Below are 18,381 nucleotides of genomic sequence, written 5' to 3' on the forward strand. Positions count from 1 at the left end.
TCCAATCCTCAGACCTTATGCCGGTCAGTCCGACCTGCCTGTCTCCGCGCGTCGAATGGTCGGCACCCAGGCGATCGAATTCAAAATTTGTCTAGTCATCCTTGGGATTTGTCCACGTTCGCTGCACCAAATCCGTGCCCGGATTCCCCGCAATGACGCGCGCTAGAGCCCTGTATTTAGGGGATTTCCCGCGTTTACGCGGTTTTTTTTGATCAGCGCTTGTCCCGCGGTTTTTCTTCTTGCATGCTTGTATAGACAAATTCCTGAGGCGGCTTGAATGACCGAGGGGATGACGAACTTCAACGCAAGGAGAAATCTCGTGAACGGCAAGCGCATCAAGTGGGCAATCAGGACGATCGGCGTCATCGCGGCTGCAGCGGCAACGCTTGCCGCGCCGGTTCAGGCAAAGGAATGGAAGACCGTGACGGTGGCGCTCGAAGGCGGCTACGCACCGTGGAACCTCACGTTGCCGGGCGGCAAGCTCGGCGGCTTCGAACCGGAACTGCTCGCCAACGTGTGCGGCCGGATCAAGATCCAGTGCAACATGGTCGCGCAGGACTGGGACGGGATGATTCCCGGCCTGCAGGCCGGCAAGTTCGATGTCCTGATGGATGCGATCTCGATCACGCCGGAGCGCGAGAAGATCCTGCTGTTCTCGCGCCCCTATGCGGCCACGCCGGCGACGTTCGCCGTCACCGACACGAAGATCCTGCCGAAAGCCGCGCCCGGCGCGCCGGCCGTCAAGCTGACCGGCGACGCGAACGCCGACAAGCCGACCGTCGACGCGCTGCGCAAGCAGTTGAAGGGCAAGACGATCGGCATCCAGTCGGGCACCGTCTATACGAAATTCATCAACGACAGCTTCAAGGACATCGCGTCGATCCGCGTGTACAAGACCTCGCCCGAGCGCGATCTCGACCTCGTCGCCGGGCGCATCGATGCGTCGTTCGACGACGTCACGTACTACGCGGCGAACACCGAGAAGAAGGAAAACGCGTCGATCGTGCTCGCGGGCCCGAAGCTCGGCGGGCCGATCTGGGGGCCGGGCGAAGGTCTCGCGTTCCGCAAGCAGGATGCCGACCTGAAGACCAAGTTCGATGCGGCGATCGGCGCGGCGCTCGCGGACGGCACCGTGAAGAAGCTTGCCGACAAGTGGTTCAAGACCGACGTGACGCCGTAAGCGCGCGTTCGGCCGCCGCCGCGTAGTTGACGTCACGACGCAACGACACGGCGGCGCGCATCCTGCAGATTCACTCAACGCATGCCGGGAGACACGCATGGCGATTCTTGAAATGCTCGGCTTCGGAACCGAAGGCTGGGGCGGCGTGCTGCTGCTCGCCGCACTGATGACGGTCGCGCTGACGCTCGCCGCGCTCGCGGTCGGCGCCGCGATCGGCGCCGCGATCGCGGCCGCGAAACTGTCGCGCCACCGCAGCGCCCGCCTGCTCGGCGATCTCTACACGACGGTGTTTCGCGGCGTGCCCGAACTGCTCGTCATCTACCTGTTCTATTTCGGCGGCTCGACGCTCGTCACGACCATCGGCCAGTGGTTCGGCGCGGAAGGCTTCATCGGCGTGCCGCCGTTCGTGATCGGCGCGCTGGCGGTCGGGATGATCTCGGGCGCGTATCAGGCGGAGGTCTACCGCGCGGCCGTGCTGGCCGTGTCGAAGGGCGAGCTCGAAGCGGCGCGCTCGATCGGCATGTCGCGCGGCATGGTGCTGCGCCGCATCCTGATTCCGCAGGTGCTGCGCTTCGCGCTGCCCGGCATCGGCAACGTGTGGCAACTGAGCCTCAAGGACTCCGCATTGATCTCGGTCACCGGGCTCGCCGAGCTGCTGCGCACGAGCCAGATCGCCGCGAACTCGACGCACCAGTACTTCGTGTTCTTCGTCGCGGGCGGCGCGCTCTACCTCGTGATGACGGGCCTGTCGAACCGCGTGTTCAACCGGGCGGAAGCGATCGTCGGCCGCTCGTTCCGCCGCAATTTCGCGCGCAACTGACGGAGAGCACGCATGTCCATCGATTTCGACTTCCTCATCGACACGCTGCGCCAGCTGCTCGCGGCCGTGCCGACCACGCTCGGCCTGTTCTTCGCGTCGCTCGTGCTCGGCGGCCTGCTGTCGCTCGTGATCGTCACGATGCGCGTGTCGCCGCACTGGCTGCCGAACCGCTTCGCGCGCGCGTACATCCTGGTGTTTCGCGGTTCGCCGCTGCTGATCCAGATGTTTCTCGTGTACTACGGGCTCGGCCAGTTCGGCGTGATTCGCGAGAGCTTCATGTGGCCGTTGCTGCGCGAACCGTATGCGTGCGCGGTGCTGTCGCTGGCGTTGTGCACGGCAGGCTATACGGCCGAGATCGTGCGCGGCGGGCTGATGGCCGTGCCGGTCGGGCAGATCGAGGCCGGTTATTCGATCGGCCTGTCGGGCTTCGCGCTGCTGCGGCGCGTGATCGGCCCGATCGCGTTGCGCCAGTGCCTGCCCGCGTATTCGACCGAAGCCGTGCTGCTCGTCAAGTCGACCGCGCTGGCCAGCCTCGTCACGGTGTGGGAAGTGACGGGCGTCGCGCAGCAGATCATCCAGCAGACCTACCGCACGACCGAGGTGTTCGTGTGCGCGGCCCTCATCTACCTCGGCCTGAACTTCATCGTCGTGCGCGTGCTCGGCGCGCTCGAATGGCGGTTGTCGGCCCACCTGCGCGCGCCGAAGCCGGCCGGCGTGCCCGCCGCGGCGGCACGCAATGCCCGGCGCGTCGCGCCCTGAGCGTATCCATCCTTCCCGGAGAATCCGATGAACACCGCTGCTCCCGTTGCCCTGTCGGTCAGGAACATCCACAAGTCGTTCGGCGATCACCATGTGCTGAAGGGCATTTCGCTCGATGCGCACGAGGGCGACGTGATCTCGATCCTCGGCGCGAGCGGCTCGGGCAAGAGCACGTTCCTGCGCTGCCTGAACCTGCTCGAGACGCCCGACGACGGCACCGTCGCGCTCGCCGGCGAGGAACTGAAGATGAAGCGCACGCGCGACGGCAAGCTGCATCCGGGCGACCGGCGTCAGGTCGACCGGATCCGTTCGCAGCTCGGCATGGTGTTCCAGAACTTCAACCTGTGGTCGCACATGACGGTGCTCGACAACCTCGTCGAAGGCCCGCTGCGCGTGCAGAAGCGCAGCCGCGCGGAAGCGGTCGAGGAAGCCGAGGCGCTGCTCGCGCGCGTCGGCCTCGCGGACAAGCGCGGCTACTATCCGGCGCACCTGTCGGGCGGCCAGCAGCAGCGCGTCGCGATTGCGCGTGCGCTCGCGATGCATCCGAAGGTGATGCTGTTCGACGAACCGACGTCGGCGCTCGATCCGGAGCTGGTCGGCGAGGTGCTGCGCGTGATGCGCTCGCTCGCGGAGGAAGGGCGCACGATGCTGGTCGTCACGCACGAGATGGGTTTTGCACGGCACGTGTCGAACCGCGTGATGTTACTGCATCAGGGCGAAGTCGATTCGGACGGCACGCCCGGCGATCTGTTCGGCGGCCAGTGCTCGGAGCGCTTCCGGCAGTTCGTGTCGAGCCATCACGACCGTTCCGCGAACTGAGGCTGCCATGACCGTATTCCGTTCGGCAAAGCCGCTCGACTGGCGGCAGGTCGCGGCAGTGGCAGCCGGCGAGCCGCTCGCGCTGGCCGACGATGCGCGCGTACGCGTCGTCGCGGCGCGCGAGCTCGTCGACGAAATCGTTGCGCGCGGCATCCGCGCTTATGGCGTCAATACGGGCGTCGGCGCGCTGTGCGACGTGATCGTGTCGCCGGCGCAGCAGAGCACGCTGTCGCGCAACATCCTGATGAGCCATGCGGTCGGCGTGGGCGCACCGCTCGGCGCGGCGGAAACGCGCGCGATCGTCGCGGCGGCGATCAACAACTACGCGCACGGGCATTCGGGCGTGCGTGCCGACGTCGTCGACCAGCTCGTCGCGTTGCTGGAACACGATTGCCTGCCGGAGGTGCCGGCGCACGGCTCGGTCGGCTATCTGACCCATATGGCGCACGTCGCGCTGGTCTGCATCGGCCATGGCCATGCGCGCCACCGCGGCGAGCGGATTCGCGGCGACGAGGCGTTGCGCCGCATCGGCCGCGAGCCGCTCGTGCTCGGCGCGAAGGAAGGGCTGAGTCTCGTCAACGGCACGCCGTGCGTGACGGGGCTGGCCGCGCTCGCGCTCGCGCGCGCGGAGCGGCTGCTCGACTGGGCCGACTGGGTGGCGGCGACGAGCTTCGAGAACCTCGGCGGACAGCTCGCCGCCTTCGATCCGGCGTCGCTTGCGTTGCGGATTTCGCCCGGCATCGGGCACGTCGGCGCGCGGTTGCGTGCGCTGCTTGCCGACAGCGGGATGCTCGCGGCGGCAAGCGGCCGGCATACGCAGGATCCGCTCAGCCTGCGCACGATTCCGCACGTGCACGGTGCGGCGCGCGACGTGTTCGACGTGACGGCGGAGGTGGTCGATCGCGAACTGGCGTCGGTGACCGACAATCCGATCGTGGCCGGCACGCGCGACGCGCCGACCGTCCATTCGCAGGCGCATGCGGTCGGCGCGGGCATCGCGCTGGCGATGGACAGCCTCGCGGCCGCGATGGCCCAGGTCGCGGCAATCGCCGAACGGCGTCTCGACCGGCTCGTCAATCCGCTCGTGAGCGGGCTGCCGGCGTTTCTCGCAACGCCGGGCGGCACCTGTTCGGGCTTCATGATCGCGCAGTACACGGCGGTCGCGCTCGTCGCGCAGAACCAGCGGCTCGCGGCGCCGGCGAGCCTCGACGGCGGCATCACGTCGGGCCTGCAGGAAGATCATCTGTGCCACGCGACGCCGGCGGCGCTGAAAGCGCTCGACATCATCGAGAACACGACGCGCGTGCTGGCGATCGAGCTGCTGGCCGCCGCACAGGCCTACGATCTGCAGGCGGACGGCGCATCGCGGGCCGCACCCACCGACGCGCTGTGGCGGCATGTGCGCGAACGCGTGCCGGTGTACCGGGACGACCGGCCGCTCGCGGACGACATCGCGATCGCCGCCGGTATTGTCGCGAGCGTGCCGCCGCCCGTGATGTAACGGCCGGAGGCCGGCCGCCGAGCGACGCGACGGCCGGCGGACGATCCATCATTCATTCGATCGAGGGCGCATGAACGAAACGCAACGACAACTTGCCGGCCGGCTGGCGGGCGCACCGGGCGACGGCGTGCCGGCGCGCGCATTGCCGGCCTACCAGCAGATCAAGCGCTACGTCGTCGAGCGGATCGCGAACGGCGACTGGAAGCCCGGCGGCGCGATTCCGACCGAGGCCGAACTGGTCAAGGAATTCGGCGTCGCGCGGATGACGGTGTCGCGCGCACTGCGCGAGCTGACCGCCGAGCGCGTGCTGACCCGGATCCAGGGCGCCGGCACGTTCGTCGAACGGCGGCATTACGAATCGACGGTGCTGGAAATCCGCAACATCGCGGACGAGATCGCGGAGCGCGGCCATCGGCACAGCGCGCGCGTATTGCTGATCGAAAGCAGCGACGATCAGGAGGCGGTCGAAGCGCTCGGGCTGCGTTCGGGGCCCGTGTTCCATTCGCGCATCGTGCATTACGAGGAAGACGAGCCGATCCAGTTCGAGGATCGCTACGTCAATCCGGCGCTGTTTCCCGCGTATCTGGAACAGGACTTCACGATCGAGACGCCGAATCACTACATGGTGCGGCTCGCGCCGATCCAGCGCGCCGAGTTTCGGATCTACGCGGAAAAACCCAATGCGCAGGTGCGCCGGCATCTCGTGATGGAAATCGGCGAGCCGTGTCTGTTGTTGAGCCGCCGCACGTGGGTCGGCGAGCACATCGCGACGTCGGTGCGGTTGTGGCATCCGGCGTCGCGGTTTCATCTGGCGGGGCGGGTGTAGGGGGCGTTGATTCATCCCGGAACTCGCCGTTGAAACTTTCGTCCACGCCGGCGCCGTTCAGCCAGGGCTTGCCCGGCTCGTCGAGTGCCATCTCCATGCCGTTGCGCGCGGCCCACCTCAGGGCGCACCCCGCCGGCATCTTCTTCAGCCCTGCGTGCTTCTGCTCGAGTAGCTTGAGTAGCTTGCGCCGCTTGACGTCGTCCGCCGCCAGGCCGCCGAAACGCTGCCGCCGGTTCCGAAAATTCCAGGGCAGGTCACCCGGGCGCGATTGATCCGTTTGATGCGCGTCGGCGCACAGCCGCAACAGCCGGGATCGCAAGACATCGAGGAAGAGCGATGGATTTAGCGGTTGATGCACCCGTTGTCAACTGACTGGAGGGCCCTGTCTAACCGTCGGCGCAGTCTCGCTTAACGTGATTCACTTCGCCTGCCGGTGCGAAAACGTTCGTTTGTGTTCGTTTTTATTCGTTTTCGGGCATCGGTGTGTGTCGCGCCAGGCCGTCGAGGCCGGTATGGCCGACATCCCCCCGCCCGGGCGACGCTTCAGTGCCGGAAGCGTCGCTGCATCGGAGATTCTCGCGTCCTCATCCTCAAGCAACTGACATGCACGTAAAAAATGGAGAACAAGATGAGCAGATCGATACGAGCGAAGACAGCGGCGGCCGTGGTCGCATTCGCAATGAGCGCGGCTCCCGCCGCGAGTGTTGGAACCATTCTGTCGCTGGCCGGCGCGCAGGCCGCTTCCGCCGCGACGACCGCCGTCGACGATTATGCGGCGACCCGGTACCCGATCATTCTCGTGCACGGGCTGACCGGCACCGACAAGTATGGCGGCGTCGTCGAGTACTGGTATCACATTCCGGCGGATCTGCAGGCGCACGGCGCGAAGGTATACGTTGCCAATCTGTCCGGCTATCAGAGCGACGATGGCCCGAACGGGCGCGGCGAGCAATTGCTTGCCTACGTGAAGCAGGTCCTCGCGGCGACGGGCGCGCAGAAAGTGAATCTGATCGGCCATAGCCAGGGCGGCCTGACGTCGCGTTACGTTGCGTCTGTTGCGCCGGAACTGGTCGCATCGGTGACGACGATCAGCACGCCGCACTGGGGTTCGCAATTCGCGGACTTCGTCCAGCAACTGTTGCAGGCGGATCCGACCGGCCTGTCGTCGGTCGTGCTCAGCGCGTTCGCGAATGCGCTCGGCACGTTGACGAGCAGCAACTTCAATACGAACCAGAATGCGATCCAGGCGTTGTCGGTGCTGACGACAGCGAAGGCCGCCGAATACAACCAGAAATTTCCGAGCGCGGGTCTCGGTGCGCCGGGCTCGTGTCGGGCGGGCGCGTCGACCGAGACGGTCAACGGCAACACGCACCTGCTTTATTCGTGGGGCGGCACGGCGATCCAGCCGACAACGACGGTGGCCGGTGTGACGGGTGCCGTCGATACGAGCGTGAGCGGGGCCACCGATCCGGCGAACGTGCTCGATCCGGCCACGCTGGCGCTGCTCGGCAGCGGCACGGTGATGATCAATCGCGGCTCCGGTCCGAACGACGGCGTCGTATCGCAATGCAGCGCGCTGTTCGGCCAGGTGCTCGGCACGTATCACTGGGATCACACCGATGCGATCAACCAGATTCTCGGCGTGCTTGGCGCAAATGTGGAGGATCCGGTTGCGGCGATCCGCACGCACGCGAACCGGCTGAAAACGCAAGGCGTGTAAGCGATGACAGGTAGCAAGAGCGGCATCGCGCGACGCGTCGCGCTTTACGGGGCAGCGGGCGTCGTCGCGGCCGGCGCGGTCTGGTATGGGCTCGACGCCCGGAAGACGCGAGACGCCGGCATGTCCGGCGTCGCGCCTGCCGGGGCCGTGTCGTCCGCATCGGCGGGCGGCACGGCGGCGAGCACCGTGCCCGGTTTCGGCGCAAGCGGGCTGCCCCCGGCACTCGCCGGCTCGACTGCGCCGCGCCTGACGCTCGATGCGCACGGCCATCTCGCAAAGGTCGTGGCCGTGCGCGGCTTCTTCGACTATTTCCTGACCGCGCAAAACCAGTTGCGCGCCGCGGAACTCGATGCGCTCGTCGCGCGCGCGGTTGCCGCGCAGCTCGACGGCACGGTTGCGCAACGCGAGGCGCTCGACGTCTGGCAGCGCTACCGTGCGTATTTCGCCGAACTCGCGAAGCTGCCGGGCGGCGGCGCCGTGGACGACAAGCTCGACCTCGCGGCACTGCAGCTCGCGCTCGACCGGCGTGCGGCGATCGCGAGCCGCACGCTCGGCGACTGGAGCGAGCCGTTCGTCGGCGCCGAGCAGACGCTGCAGCGAGACGATCTCGCACGATTGAAGATCGTCCGCGATCCGTCGCTGACCGAGGAACAGAAGGCGGCGGGTCTTGCCGCGCTCGAGCAGCAACTGCCGCCCGAGCGGCGCGCCGAGCTGGAACGCCAGAAGGAGCAGGACAACGCGATCGCGCAGATCGACCACATGCAGAAATCAAACGCGACGCCCGATGAAATGCGCGTGCAGCTCGCGCAAACGCTCGGGCCGGAGGCTGCCGAGCGAGTCGTGAAGATGCAGCAGGCGGACAACGCGTGGCGTGCGAAGTACAACGAATATGCGGCACAGCGCGCGCAGATCGATGCGCAGAACCTGTCGACACAGGATCGCGATGCGCAGATCGCGCAGTTGCGGCAGCGCTACTTTACGGAGCCGGGGGAGGCGCTGCGTGCGGCGTCGCTCGATCACGGCAGCGTGTCGACGCGCACGCAATAGATCGGAGTGCGATCGAGCGGATCGTCGTATATCGAGCGATTTCCGCAACGCGTTGTCGATAGCGGTCGACAGCGCGTGGTTTGTCGGCGCTTCAGCGCGGTCAAGACGAGCCTCATTGCAGAACCGGCATGCCGCTCTAGAGCCCTTGCTCTGAATCCCCATTGCACCGCCGCATAAAACAGTCGTCGGCCGACGGAAGCACACGGCGCAAATAATTTCGTCCGCACTCTGCAAGATCCGCCGCGCTCCCGGGATATGCCCGTCCGGCAAGGGACGCGGTTTGTTTGCCGATGTGATTCCCGGCTAGCCGGGGCCGCTTTCGCGCATCCGGTTCGCGATCTGCATTCAAGCGACGAATGTGTGCATCGCAACAATCCATTTCATTCACGGCAATCGTAACGGTAAGGTGAACGCACGTTCGAATTTGATCGGGCGATGCGAATTCACCACGCGACGATGCCATGAAAACGAATCACGATCGACCTGCGCAAGCAACACCCTCGTCCCCCGGCGGCAATGGGCGCGCGACGGGCCTGCGCCTGCCGGGCAGGCTGGTGGGCCCGATCGTGCTGGGCACGCTGCTCAATGCGCTGAACTCGTCGATGATCGCGGTCGCGCTCGTCAGCATCCAGCAGGCGTTCGACCCGCAGGGCGCCGCGCATGAACGCATCGACACGATGTGGCTCGTGTCGGGCCTTTATCTCGCGACGGCCGTCGGCCAGCCGACGATGGGGCGGCTCGCCGACCGGTTCGGCGCGAAGCGGATCTTCTGCATCGGCCTCGCGATCGTATTGATCGCGTCCGCGCTCGCGCCGTTCGCGCCGTCGCTCGGGTGGCTGATCGCGTCGCGCGTCGCGCTCGGCATCGGCACGTCCGCCGCGTATCCGGCCGGCATGGCGATGATCCGCACGTGGTCGCAACAGCATGCGAACGGTGCGACGCCGACGGGCGGCCTCGGCGCGATCTCGGTCGCGGCGCAGGTGGCCGTCGCGTTCGGGCCGCCGCTCGGCGGCGCGCTCGTGCAGTTCGCCGGCTGGCGTGCGATCTTCTGGATCAACGTGCCGATCGTGCTGCTGGCCTTCGTGCTCGCGTGGCTGTGGATTCCGGCCGACGTCGTCCCGCGCGGCGCGCGGCAACGCCGTACGCTGCGGGGCACGCTGAAGGAGCTGGACCTGCCCGGCGTCGTGCTGTTCGTCCTGACGCTCACGAGCCTGCTGCTGTTCCTGCAATCGGTGTCGCGCGAGCCCGACTGGCTGCTGCTCGTCGCGACGCTGGTGCTGTGCCCGTTGCTGGTCCGGCGCGAGCGGCTGGCCGCGACGCCGCTGATCGACATCCGCATGCTGAGCGACAACCGCGCGCTCACGAGCACGTACCTGCGCTGCGTCGGCACCTACGCGGTGTTCTACGCGATCTTCTATGCGCTGCCGATATGGCTGCAGGAGGCCAAGCGCCTGTCGGCCGCCGACGCCGGCCTCGTGATGCTGCCGATCGCCGGGGTTGGCACGGTGGCGACGATGCTCGCGACCCGCGTCGCGCACCGTCACGGCTCGCGGCCGGTGCTGATCGTCGGCTCCGCGATGCTGTGCATCGGCAGCGTCGTGATGAGCCTCCTCACCAGCGCGATGCCGGTCTGGTCGATCGTGCTGCTGTCGATCGTGTTCGGCGTGCCGAACGGCTTCAACAATCTCGGCAACCAGGCGGCGCTCTACCAGAGCGCGCCGCACGACCGGATCGGCACGGCCTCGGGGCTGTACCGCACCGCGCAGTATGTCGGCGGCAGCCTGTCGTTTGCGCTCGTCGGGCTGGCGCTCGGCCATCCGGCGAGCGATCGCGGCCTGCGCGAGCTGGCCATCGTCCTGGCGGTCGTCAGCGTGCTGCTGCTGCTCAACGCGGCATCGAGCCGGCACCTGGATGCCGCCGCTTCTTCCATCTCCCAACAGAAGTGAGGTTTTGACATGTCCATTCCGACGCTCAATCGCACGGTCGCGCTGGTCGCAATCGATCTGCAGAACGGCATCGTGTCGCTGCCGGTCGTGCCCTACACCGGTGCGCAGGTCGTGGCGAAGACGGTCGAGCTCGCGACCGCGTTCCGCGCGCTGCAGCTTCCCGTCATCTACGTGCACACGAGCTATCAGCCGGACGGCGGCGTGGCGCTGAAGGTCAGGACGGATGCGCCGTCGGCGCCGCCGAATCTCGATCCCGAATGGAGCGCGTTCGCGCCGGCGCTCGGCGTGGGGCCGTCGGACATCGTCGTGACGAAGCACCAGTGGGGCGCGTTCACCGGCACCGACCTCGACGTGCAGCTGCGCCGGCGCGGCATCACGGACATCGTGCTGACCGGGATCGCGACCAACATCGGCGTCGAATCGACGGCGCGCCAGGCATACGAGAACAACTACAACGTCGTCGTCGTCAGCGACGCGGTCAGCACGTCGTCCGCCGACGCGCAGCACTTCGCGCTGACGCAGATCTTCCCGAAGCTCGGGCAGGTCGCGGCGACGGCCGACGTGGAGGCGGCACTGGAGCAGGCGTATTCGCGCTGAACGAAGCGGCGTGTTCGGCGTGCACATTCATACAGAGTCATTTACCGAGGCATGACGATGATCAAGACCGATGCATGGGTTCTCTACGCAGGACCGGAACCGAGCAGGAAGCAGGCGCCCGTGGCGGGCGAGCTGCGTCGCGAAACCTTCGAATTCTCCGATCTGGAAGCCGACGAGGTGCTGGTCGAGCCGCTGTACGGATCGTGGGAAGCGAACCTCGACCACGCGCTGTCGCGCAATCCGGTCGACATCTGCCGGCAGCGCCGCGAGGACAAGATCGTGCTCGGCAACGGTGCGCTGGTGCGCATCGTCGAGCGCGGCAGCGGCGTGAAGACGCTGAAGGAAGGCGAGATCTGCATGGTGATGCCGTTCGGCAAGCGCGACGAATACGGGTTCGCCGAGCTCGTCTATGCGTACGACGCGCCGGGCACGATCGGCGTGATGGCGCAGCGGACCAAGATGCGCGCCGACAACCTCGTGGCGGTGCCGACCGACAGCCGGCATTCGCTGCTGCAATGGGCGACGTACGGCCGCTACTTCACCGCGTGGGACAACTGGAAGGTGGCGTCGGCGTGCTGGCGCTCGCAGCTGCCGGACGTCGATCCGGCCGACTACCTGGTATTCGGCTGGGGCGGCGGCACGACGCTCGCCGAGCTGCAGCTCGCGAAGCGCGAGGGCTTTCGCGTCGCGATGACGGCGAGCAACGACCGGCGCCTCGAGGAGCTCGCGAAGCTCGGCATCACGCCGGTCGATCGCCGCAAGTTCCCGAATCTCGCGTATGACGACGAGCGCTACAAGACCGATCCCGAGTACCAGGCGAGCTATCGCGAGTCGGAGCGCGTGTTCGCGGAGACCATCGCGGAACTGAGCGGCGGCCGCGGCGTCGCGATCTTCCTCGACAACCTCGGCGGCGCGCTGTATCGCGCGACGATGCGCGTGGTCGGCCGCACCGGCATCGTCACGACGGTCGGCTGGAAGACCGGGATGCGCCTGTGGAACCTGCGCGCGACGGAATGCATCAACCGCCGCCTGCACATCCACACGCATGCGTGGCGCTACGACGACAGCATCACGATCCGCGACTTCCAGGAAACGAGCGGCTGGATCGGCCAGGAGCCGACCGAGATCTTCGATTTCGACGAGGTGCCGAAGCTTGCGTCCGACTACCTGAACGGGAAGATCCAGACGTATTTCCCGATCTACCGGATCAATGCCGTCTGAGCGGCAGGTCGCGCGCCGCGCCCGCATCGCTGCACGACGATTAGTCATGCAGACGATGTAGGCGCACGGCGCGCCGTGCAATCCATCTGACTGGAGAACGGCATGGCCACTGTGGAAATCGGGGATGTCGACGCCGGCACGGCGTCGGACGCCTCCAGACCGGCGCCGCTCGACGGCATCCGCGTGATCGACGCCGCGACGCTGTTCGCGGGCCCGCTCGCGGCGACGATGCTCGCGGACTACGGCGCCGACGTGATCAAGGTCGAGCATCCGGACGGCGATCCGGCGCGCAAGTACGGCGCGCGCCGCGACGACGTGCCGTTGTGGTGGAAGGTGCTCGCGCGCAACAAGCGGGCGGTCACGCTGAATCTCGGCACGGCCGACGGCCAGCGGATCTTCCGCGAGCTGGCGGCGCAGGCGGACGTGGTCGTCGAGAATTTCCGGCCCGGCACGCTCGAACGCTGGGGGCTCGGCTACGACGTGCTGTCCGCGCTCAACCCGCGGCTCGTGCTCGTGCGGGTGACGGGCTTCGGCCAGTTCGGCCCGTATGCGAGCCGCCCGGGCTTCGGTACGCTGGCCGAAGCGATGAGCGGGCTCGCGTCGATCACCGGCGAGGCGGACGGGCCGCCGCTGCTGCCGTCGTTCCCGCTCGCCGACACGGTCGCGGGGCTGACCGCCGCATTCGCGATCATGACCGCGCTGAAGGCGCGCGAGCGCACCGGGCGCGGCCAGGTCGTCGATCTCGCGATCATCGAGACGATGCTCGCGGCGATGGGCGCGCAGGTCGCGAGCTACGACCAGACGGGCCGGGTGCCCGAGCGCACCGGCAACCGTTCGCCGAACAATTCGCCGCGCGGCGTCTACCGCACGTCGGACGGCAAGTGGGTCGCGCTGTCGACGTCGGCGCACAGCATCGCCGAGCGCGTGATGCGCCTCGTCGGCCGCGCGGACCTGATCGACGAACCGTGGTTCGCGAACGGCGCCGAGCGCGCGAAGCATGCGGACGAGCTGGATGCCGCGGTCGGCGGCTGGATCGGGCAGCGCACGCGCGACGACGTGATCGCCGAATTCGAGCGCGCGCAGGCGGCGGTCGCGCCGATCTACGACGTCGCCGACGTGCTGCGCGATCCGCAGTACGCGGCGCTCGGCTCGATCGTGTCGGTGCCCGACGCGGAGCTCGGCGCGTTCCGCACGCACAACGTGCCGTTCCGGCTGTCCGACACGCCCGGCGCGATCCGCTGGGGCGGGCCTGCGCGCGGCACGCACAACGACGAAGTATTCGGCGCATTGGGACTGGAGCGGCGCGAGATCGCCGATTTGACCGAACGGGGCATTCTATGAAAACCAGCGCAACTTACCGCAGTTACCTCTACGTGCCCGCGCACAAGGCGCAGGTGGTCGAGAAGGCGTATGCAAGCGAAGCCGACGCCGTCGTGCTCGACCTCGAGGATGCCGTGCCGGCCAGCCACAAGGCCGAAGCACGCGAGGCGGCCGCCGCGATTCTCGCGGAAGGTCCGCCGAAGCCGACGTACGTACGGATCAACCCGATCGGCAGCCCGTGGTGCCGCGACGACGTCGACGCGATCGCGCAGCCCGCGCTGCAGGCGCTGCGCCTGCCGAAATGCGACCTGCCGCAGCATATCCAGGAAGTGGCGGGCTGGCTCGACGCGCTCGGCTGCGAGGCGGGCATCCAGATCCTGATCGAGTCGGCGTATGGCGTCGAGACGGCTTACCAGCTCGCGACCGCGTCGCCGCGGCTCGAACGGATCGGGCTCGGCGAGAGCGACCTGCGCGCGGATCTGCAGATCGGCGTCGACAACTTCACGCTCGAGGTGTGCCGCGCGCGCTGCGTGGTCGCGTCGCGGGCGGCGGGGCTGAACGGGCCGATCCAGACCGTCTATCACACGCTGCCCGATCTCGACGGGCTGAAGGAATCGACGCTGCGCGCGAAATCGATGGGGTTCGTCGGCCGCTTCGCGATCCATCCGTCGCAGCTTACGGTGATCAACGAGGTGTTCACGCCGTCGGACGACGAGATCCGCGCGGCCCAGCGCGTGCTCGAGGCGGTCGATGCGGCGGCGGGCAAGGCCTCGGCGTCGTCGGTGTTCGTGCTGCCGGACGGCCGCGTGGTCGCGCCGCCGCTGATCGCCAACGCGCGCGTGACGCTCGCGCTCGCGAACAATCTTCGACTCAGTGGAGCACTGGCATGAGCACACCCGACACGCTTTCCGCGCCGGCGGCGGCCGCCGATACGACCGTACCGAACCGGCCCGCGCCGCCCGACGGCATCGTCGGCGCGCTCGGCCGCTTCGCGGCGGAGGTGCGCGCCGAAGGGCTGGATCGCAGGCTGCGCGTCGAGGCCGCCGCGCGGGTGCTCGACGTGGTCGGCAACAGCCTGATCGCGCACGACGAACCGGTCGCGCAGTCGGTGCTGCAGGTTGCGCGGCGCTGGGCCGGCACCGGCCCGGCGAGCGTGATCGGCGCGCCCGACCGGCTGCCGGCCGCGAGCGCCGCGCTCGTCAACGGCACGCTCGCGCATGCGATGGACTTCGACGATTCGCACATGCTGTCGGTGCTGCACCCGAGCGCGTCCGTGATTCCTGCCGCGCTCGCCGCCGCGCAGGCGAGCGGCGCGTCGGGCGCGGCGCTGCTCGATGCGATCACGGTCGGCACCGAGGTATGCATCCGGCTCGGGGTCGCCGCGTACAACGAGCGGCTCGGCAATTCGGTGTTCTTCGAGCGCGGCCAGCACGCGACGTCGATCTGCGGCACGGTCGGCGCGGCGGCGGCCGCGGCGATGCTGTTCGGGCTCGACGCCGCGCAGATCGCGGCGGCGCTCGGCATTGCCGCGAGCATGGGCGCGGGCCTGCTCGAAGCGAACCGCACCGGCGGCTCGGTGAAGCGGATCCACTGCGGCTGGGCGGCGCACGCGGGCGTGAGCGCGGCGGAACTGGCAGGCGCGGGCGTGACCGCGCCGCCGACCGCGCTCGAAGGCCGCTTCGGCTTCTTCCACGCGTGGTGCGGCGACCTCGCCGACGTCGACGCGGTGCTGCGCGACCTGGGCGACGAATGGGAGACGAGCCGGATCATCTTCAAGCCGTATCCGTGCAACCACTTCACGCATCCGGGCATCGACGCGGCGCTGCAACTGAAGGCGCAAGGCGTGACGGCGGACGACGTGGTGTCGGCCGAGCTGCGGGTCGCGACGTCGACGCTGCGCACGATCGGCGAGCCGGCGGAGCTGAAGGCGAATCCGCCGAACGGTTATGCGGCGGCGTTCTCTGGGCCGTACACGGTCGCGGCGGCGCTGCTCGGCGGCGGCGGGCTCGGCGTCTGGTTCGACGATTTCGGCGATGCGCTTGCGCAGGACCCCGCACGGCGCGCGCTGGCCGCGAAGGTGCGCTGCGTGGCCGATCCGTGGTGCGACGCACGCTTCCCGACTTTCCTGCCGGCCGTGCTGCGCGTCGAGCTGCGCGACGGGCAGGTGCGCGAGGCGCGGATCGAGTCGAGCAAGGGCACGAATTCGCGGCCGCTGACCGAACAGGAGCTCACCGCGAAATTCGTGCTGGCGGCGAGTTCGGCGCTCGGCACGGCGCGCGCGCTCGCACTGCGCGACGCGGTGCAGGCGCTCGCCGACGATGCGCCGCTCGACGCGCTTGCGGCGCTGACGTCAGGGTCTGAAGGAGGACACCGATCTTGAATGCACCCCGCTGGAAAAAGCGGCCGCCCGGCTCGAACTGGGGCGATTTCGGTCCCGACGACCAGAAGGGGCGGCTGAACTGGCTGACGCCGGACAAGGTGCGGCAGGGCGCAGCCGAGGTTCGGGAAGGGCTGTCGTTCTCGCTGAGCCTGCCGCTCGACGTGCCGCGCGGCGGCGGGCTGAACGCGCGGCGCCGGCCGCCGGCGATCATGCCGGCGCTGCTCGGCGGCAAGCCGTACTTCGGCTATCGCGCGGACGAACAGGTTGCGAACGCAACCGATGTGGTTTGCGACGATTCGTTCTGCATGCACTCGCAGTTCTCGACGCAGTGGGACGGCCTGTCGCACGTGGGCGGCCTGTTCGACGCGGACGACGACGGCGTGCCTGAAATCGTGTTCTACAACGGCTTCCGGATGGGCGAGCATCTGCGGGTGCCGCAGGAAGGCGACGCGACGGGCGGCGCGCGCGCGCTCGGCATCGAGGTGATGGCGCAGACGGGCGTGCAGGGGCGCGGCGTGCTGATCGACCTGCGGCGTCATTTCGGCGACGCGCGCACGAAGGTCGGCTTCGCGCAGCTGATGCAGGTGATGGACGCGGACCGCGTGCAGGTCGAGCGCGGCGACATCGTCTGCCTTCACACCGGCTTCGCGGATCTGCTGCTGAACGACGACGGCGGATCGCCGGCGACGGTCGCGAGCGCGTGCGTGCTGGACAGCAGCGATGCGCGGCTGCTGGAATGGATCGACGAATCGGGGCTGGCCGCGCTCGTGGCCGACAACCATGCGATCGAGGAGCGTCCGCAGCATGCGCAGCCGCTCGCGCAACCGGGCGCGCTGATGCCGTTGCACGAGCTGTGCCTGTTCAAGCTCGGCATTCACCTCGGCGAGCTGTGGCACCTGACGCCGCTCGCGAACTGGCTGCATGCGCACCGCCGGAACCGGTTTCTGCTGACCGCGCCGCCGCTGCATATCCGCGGGCTGGTCGGCGCGCCGGTGAATCCTGTCGCGACCGTTTGAGCGTGCGGGCGGCCGTGGCGGCGGCCGCCCGCACTTTTTTTGCAGCGCGACCGGCTTGCGCAAAGTGCGAATTCAATTGCCGATTGACAAGGTATTCAGAAGAATCGACGCGAAACGGGCAATTTAATTTAAAACCATAAATAATATCGGCCGTTATCTAAAAAATATCGACAAGTCAAGATTGGACTATTCTTGTGCGTTGCACTAAATATCAGGGGATTGCTCCGATTGCGGAATTTCGCAATCGTGATCGGAGGCGGTGATTAACCTGTTTAGTGGATGGTCGCAAACATGAATCTACGTTCGATCGATTTGAACCTGCTGGTCATACTCGATGCGCTGCTGACGGAGAAACAGGTCACTCGGGCCGGCCAGAAGGTCGGCCTCACGCAGCCGGCCGTCAGCAACGCGCTGGCGCGGCTGCGATTCGTGTTCAAGGACGAGATCCTGGCGCGCACCGCGGTCGGCATGGAATTGACGCCGCGCGCGCAGGCGCTGGCCATGCCGATTCGACAGATCATGCAACAAATCGAGGAATTATTTGAATCGGATTATCAATTCAATCCTTTTACGTCCGAGCGCCATTTTACGGTGCGCATGTCGGATCTCACCGAATTGCTGTTGCTGCCGGCCCTGCTGCGCTGCATGCGCCTGACCAGCCCGAATATCGGCATGGACGTCGTGCACATGAGCGCCGCCAAGACCGCCGACGCGCTCGAATCGGGGCTGCTCGACCTGGCGGTCAGCGCGGGCCTCGAACATTCGGGCACGCTGTCGTCGCAAACCGTGTTTCATGACCGGATGGTCTGCGTGATGAGCCGCAGCCATCCGGACGCGGGCAGGCCGCTGACGCTCGAACGGTTCCTCGCGCTCGACTTCCTCAACGTGACGATCAATCCGGTCGACCACAGCCTGGTCGACAACCTGCTCGCGAACATGAACTGCACGCGGCGCATCGCGCTCAACGTGCCGCACTGGCTCGTCGTGCCGAACATGCTGGATGCGCTGCCGTACGCGGTGATCATGTCGGAGCGGCATGCCGTGAGCCTCGACGATGCGCGGCTCGTGATCCGCGAGCTGCCGCTCGCGATGGAGCCCGTCGCGTGGTCGCTGTACTGGCGCCGCCGCTACGACGGCAGCAACGCGCACGCGTGGCTGCGCGGCCGCATCGTCGAGGTCGCGGAAGCGCTCGAGCGGCACGGCGTCGCGGCGGAGGCTTAGCGTGAGCC

Annotated in this window: 16 protein-coding genes; all 16 read left to right on the forward strand. The window is 67.7% G+C overall.

Going from position 1 to position 18,381, the window contains the following annotated elements; all coding sequences use genetic code 11:
• Window positions 1-319 precede the first annotated feature (319 nt).
• The 16 genes from ACPUER_RS25195 to ACPUER_RS25270 all read left to right on the forward strand — a co-directional run bounded on the left by ACPUER_RS25195 (window position 320) and on the right by ACPUER_RS25270 (window position 18,373).
• Window positions 320-1,180 carry a transporter substrate-binding domain-containing protein gene (locus ACPUER_RS25195; RefSeq protein ID WP_310134239.1) on the forward strand — a complete coding sequence of 287 codons (861 nt, stop codon included), beginning with the start codon at window positions 320-322 and terminating at the stop codon, window positions 1,178-1,180.
• A gap of 97 nt (window positions 1,181-1,277) precedes the next feature.
• Window positions 1,278-2,000 (forward strand): ABC transporter permease, encoded by a 723-nt coding sequence (locus ACPUER_RS25200; protein WP_175963846.1) that lies wholly within the window; start codon window positions 1,278-1,280, stop codon window positions 1,998-2,000.
• 12 nt (window positions 2,001-2,012) lie between these two features.
• A complete protein-coding gene (locus ACPUER_RS25205; RefSeq protein ID WP_175963845.1) occupies window positions 2,013-2,759 on the forward strand; it encodes an ABC transporter permease in 747 nt (248 codons plus the stop codon).
• A 27-nt stretch (window positions 2,760-2,786) separates the two neighbouring features.
• The gene (locus ACPUER_RS25210) at window positions 2,787-3,578 is read left to right on the forward strand and encodes an ABC transporter ATP-binding protein (RefSeq protein ID WP_425132416.1); all 792 of its coding nucleotides are present in this window, start codon (window positions 2,787-2,789) and stop codon (window positions 3,576-3,578) included.
• 7 nt (window positions 3,579-3,585) lie between these two features.
• On the forward strand, window positions 3,586-5,079 hold the full coding sequence (locus tag ACPUER_RS25215; protein WP_034184352.1) for an HAL/PAL/TAL family ammonia-lyase: 1,494 nt from the start codon (window positions 3,586-3,588) through the stop codon (window positions 5,077-5,079).
• A 70-nt stretch (window positions 5,080-5,149) separates the two neighbouring features.
• Window positions 5,150-5,905, forward strand: a complete 756-nt coding sequence (gene hutC, locus ACPUER_RS25220; RefSeq protein WP_072445201.1) for a histidine utilization repressor — start codon at window positions 5,150-5,152, stop codon at window positions 5,903-5,905.
• Between the two features lie 628 nt (window positions 5,906-6,533).
• A complete protein-coding gene (locus ACPUER_RS25225) occupies window positions 6,534-7,625 on the forward strand; it encodes a triacylglycerol lipase (RefSeq protein WP_175963843.1) in 1,092 nt (363 codons plus the stop codon).
• Between the two features lie 3 nt (window positions 7,626-7,628).
• A complete protein-coding gene (locus ACPUER_RS25230; RefSeq protein ID WP_425132417.1) occupies window positions 7,629-8,672 on the forward strand; it encodes a lipase secretion chaperone in 1,044 nt (347 codons plus the stop codon).
• Window positions 8,673-9,133: 461 nt separating this feature from the next.
• A complete protein-coding gene (locus ACPUER_RS25235) occupies window positions 9,134-10,618 on the forward strand; it encodes an MFS transporter (RefSeq protein WP_310134116.1) in 1,485 nt (494 codons plus the stop codon).
• Window positions 10,619-10,627: 9 nt separating this feature from the next.
• Window positions 10,628-11,215, forward strand: a complete 588-nt coding sequence (locus ACPUER_RS25240; protein WP_204420686.1) for a hydrolase — start codon at window positions 10,628-10,630, stop codon at window positions 11,213-11,215.
• Between the two features lie 57 nt (window positions 11,216-11,272).
• Window positions 11,273-12,436, forward strand: a complete 1,164-nt coding sequence (locus tag ACPUER_RS25245; RefSeq protein WP_072445218.1) for a quinone oxidoreductase family protein — start codon at window positions 11,273-11,275, stop codon at window positions 12,434-12,436.
• A 102-nt stretch (window positions 12,437-12,538) separates the two neighbouring features.
• Complete coding sequence (locus ACPUER_RS25250) at window positions 12,539-13,777, forward strand: CoA transferase (protein WP_310134121.1); 1,239 nt, start codon at window positions 12,539-12,541, stop codon at window positions 13,775-13,777.
• Window positions 13,774-14,646 (forward strand): HpcH/HpaI aldolase/citrate lyase family protein, encoded by an 873-nt coding sequence (locus tag ACPUER_RS25255; protein ID WP_425132418.1) that lies wholly within the window; start codon window positions 13,774-13,776, stop codon window positions 14,644-14,646. Before ACPUER_RS25250 ends, ACPUER_RS25255 begins: the two co-directional genes overlap by 4 nt.
• Window positions 14,643-16,136 carry an MmgE/PrpD family protein gene (locus ACPUER_RS25260; protein ID WP_310134124.1) on the forward strand — a complete coding sequence of 498 codons (1,494 nt, stop codon included), beginning with the start codon at window positions 14,643-14,645 and terminating at the stop codon, window positions 16,134-16,136. Before ACPUER_RS25255 ends, ACPUER_RS25260 begins: the two co-directional genes overlap by 4 nt.
• Window positions 16,133-17,152, forward strand: a complete 1,020-nt coding sequence (locus ACPUER_RS25265) for a cyclase family protein (RefSeq protein WP_425132419.1) — start codon at window positions 16,133-16,135, stop codon at window positions 17,150-17,152. The genes ACPUER_RS25260 and ACPUER_RS25265 overlap by 4 nt, the downstream gene beginning before the upstream one ends.
• A 291-nt stretch (window positions 17,153-17,443) precedes the next feature.
• Complete coding sequence (locus ACPUER_RS25270) at window positions 17,444-18,373, forward strand: LysR family transcriptional regulator (protein WP_425132420.1); 930 nt, start codon at window positions 17,444-17,446, stop codon at window positions 18,371-18,373.
• Window positions 18,374-18,381: the final 8 nt, after the last annotated feature.

It is taken from the genome of Burkholderia sp. DN3021, assembly GCF_049805555.1.
GTDB classification, from domain to species: domain Bacteria; phylum Pseudomonadota; class Gammaproteobacteria; order Burkholderiales; family Burkholderiaceae; genus Burkholderia; species Burkholderia pyrrocinia_C.

Excerpts from the sequence above, each read along its gene's own strand:
- ACPUER_RS25200 (WP_175963846.1), top strand. The coding sequence starts at position 1,278 with ATGGCGATTCTTGAAATGCTCGGCTTCGGAACCGAAGGCTGGGGCGGC.
- ACPUER_RS25205 (WP_175963845.1), top strand. The coding sequence starts at position 2,013 with ATGTCCATCGATTTCGACTTCCTCATCGACACGCTGCGCCAGCTGCTC.
- ACPUER_RS25210 (WP_425132416.1), top strand. The coding sequence starts at position 2,787 with ATGAACACCGCTGCTCCCGTTGCCCTGTCGGTCAGGAACATCCACAAG.
- ACPUER_RS25215 (WP_034184352.1), top strand. The coding sequence starts at position 3,586 with ATGACCGTATTCCGTTCGGCAAAGCCGCTCGACTGGCGGCAGGTCGCG.
- hutC (WP_072445201.1), top strand. The coding sequence starts at position 5,150 with ATGAACGAAACGCAACGACAACTTGCCGGCCGGCTGGCGGGCGCACCG.
- ACPUER_RS25225 (WP_175963843.1), top strand. The coding sequence starts at position 6,534 with ATGAGCAGATCGATACGAGCGAAGACAGCGGCGGCCGTGGTCGCATTC.
- ACPUER_RS25230 (WP_425132417.1), top strand. The coding sequence starts at position 7,629 with ATGACAGGTAGCAAGAGCGGCATCGCGCGACGCGTCGCGCTTTACGGG.
- ACPUER_RS25235 (WP_310134116.1), top strand. The coding sequence starts at position 9,134 with ATGAAAACGAATCACGATCGACCTGCGCAAGCAACACCCTCGTCCCCC.
- ACPUER_RS25240 (WP_204420686.1), top strand. The coding sequence starts at position 10,628 with ATGTCCATTCCGACGCTCAATCGCACGGTCGCGCTGGTCGCAATCGAT.
- ACPUER_RS25245 (WP_072445218.1), top strand. The coding sequence starts at position 11,273 with ATGATCAAGACCGATGCATGGGTTCTCTACGCAGGACCGGAACCGAGC.
- ACPUER_RS25250 (WP_310134121.1), top strand. The coding sequence starts at position 12,539 with ATGGCCACTGTGGAAATCGGGGATGTCGACGCCGGCACGGCGTCGGAC.
- ACPUER_RS25255 (WP_425132418.1), top strand. The coding sequence starts at position 13,774 with ATGAAAACCAGCGCAACTTACCGCAGTTACCTCTACGTGCCCGCGCAC.
- ACPUER_RS25260 (WP_310134124.1), top strand. The coding sequence starts at position 14,643 with ATGAGCACACCCGACACGCTTTCCGCGCCGGCGGCGGCCGCCGATACG.
- ACPUER_RS25270 (WP_425132420.1), top strand. The coding sequence starts at position 17,444 with ATGAATCTACGTTCGATCGATTTGAACCTGCTGGTCATACTCGATGCG.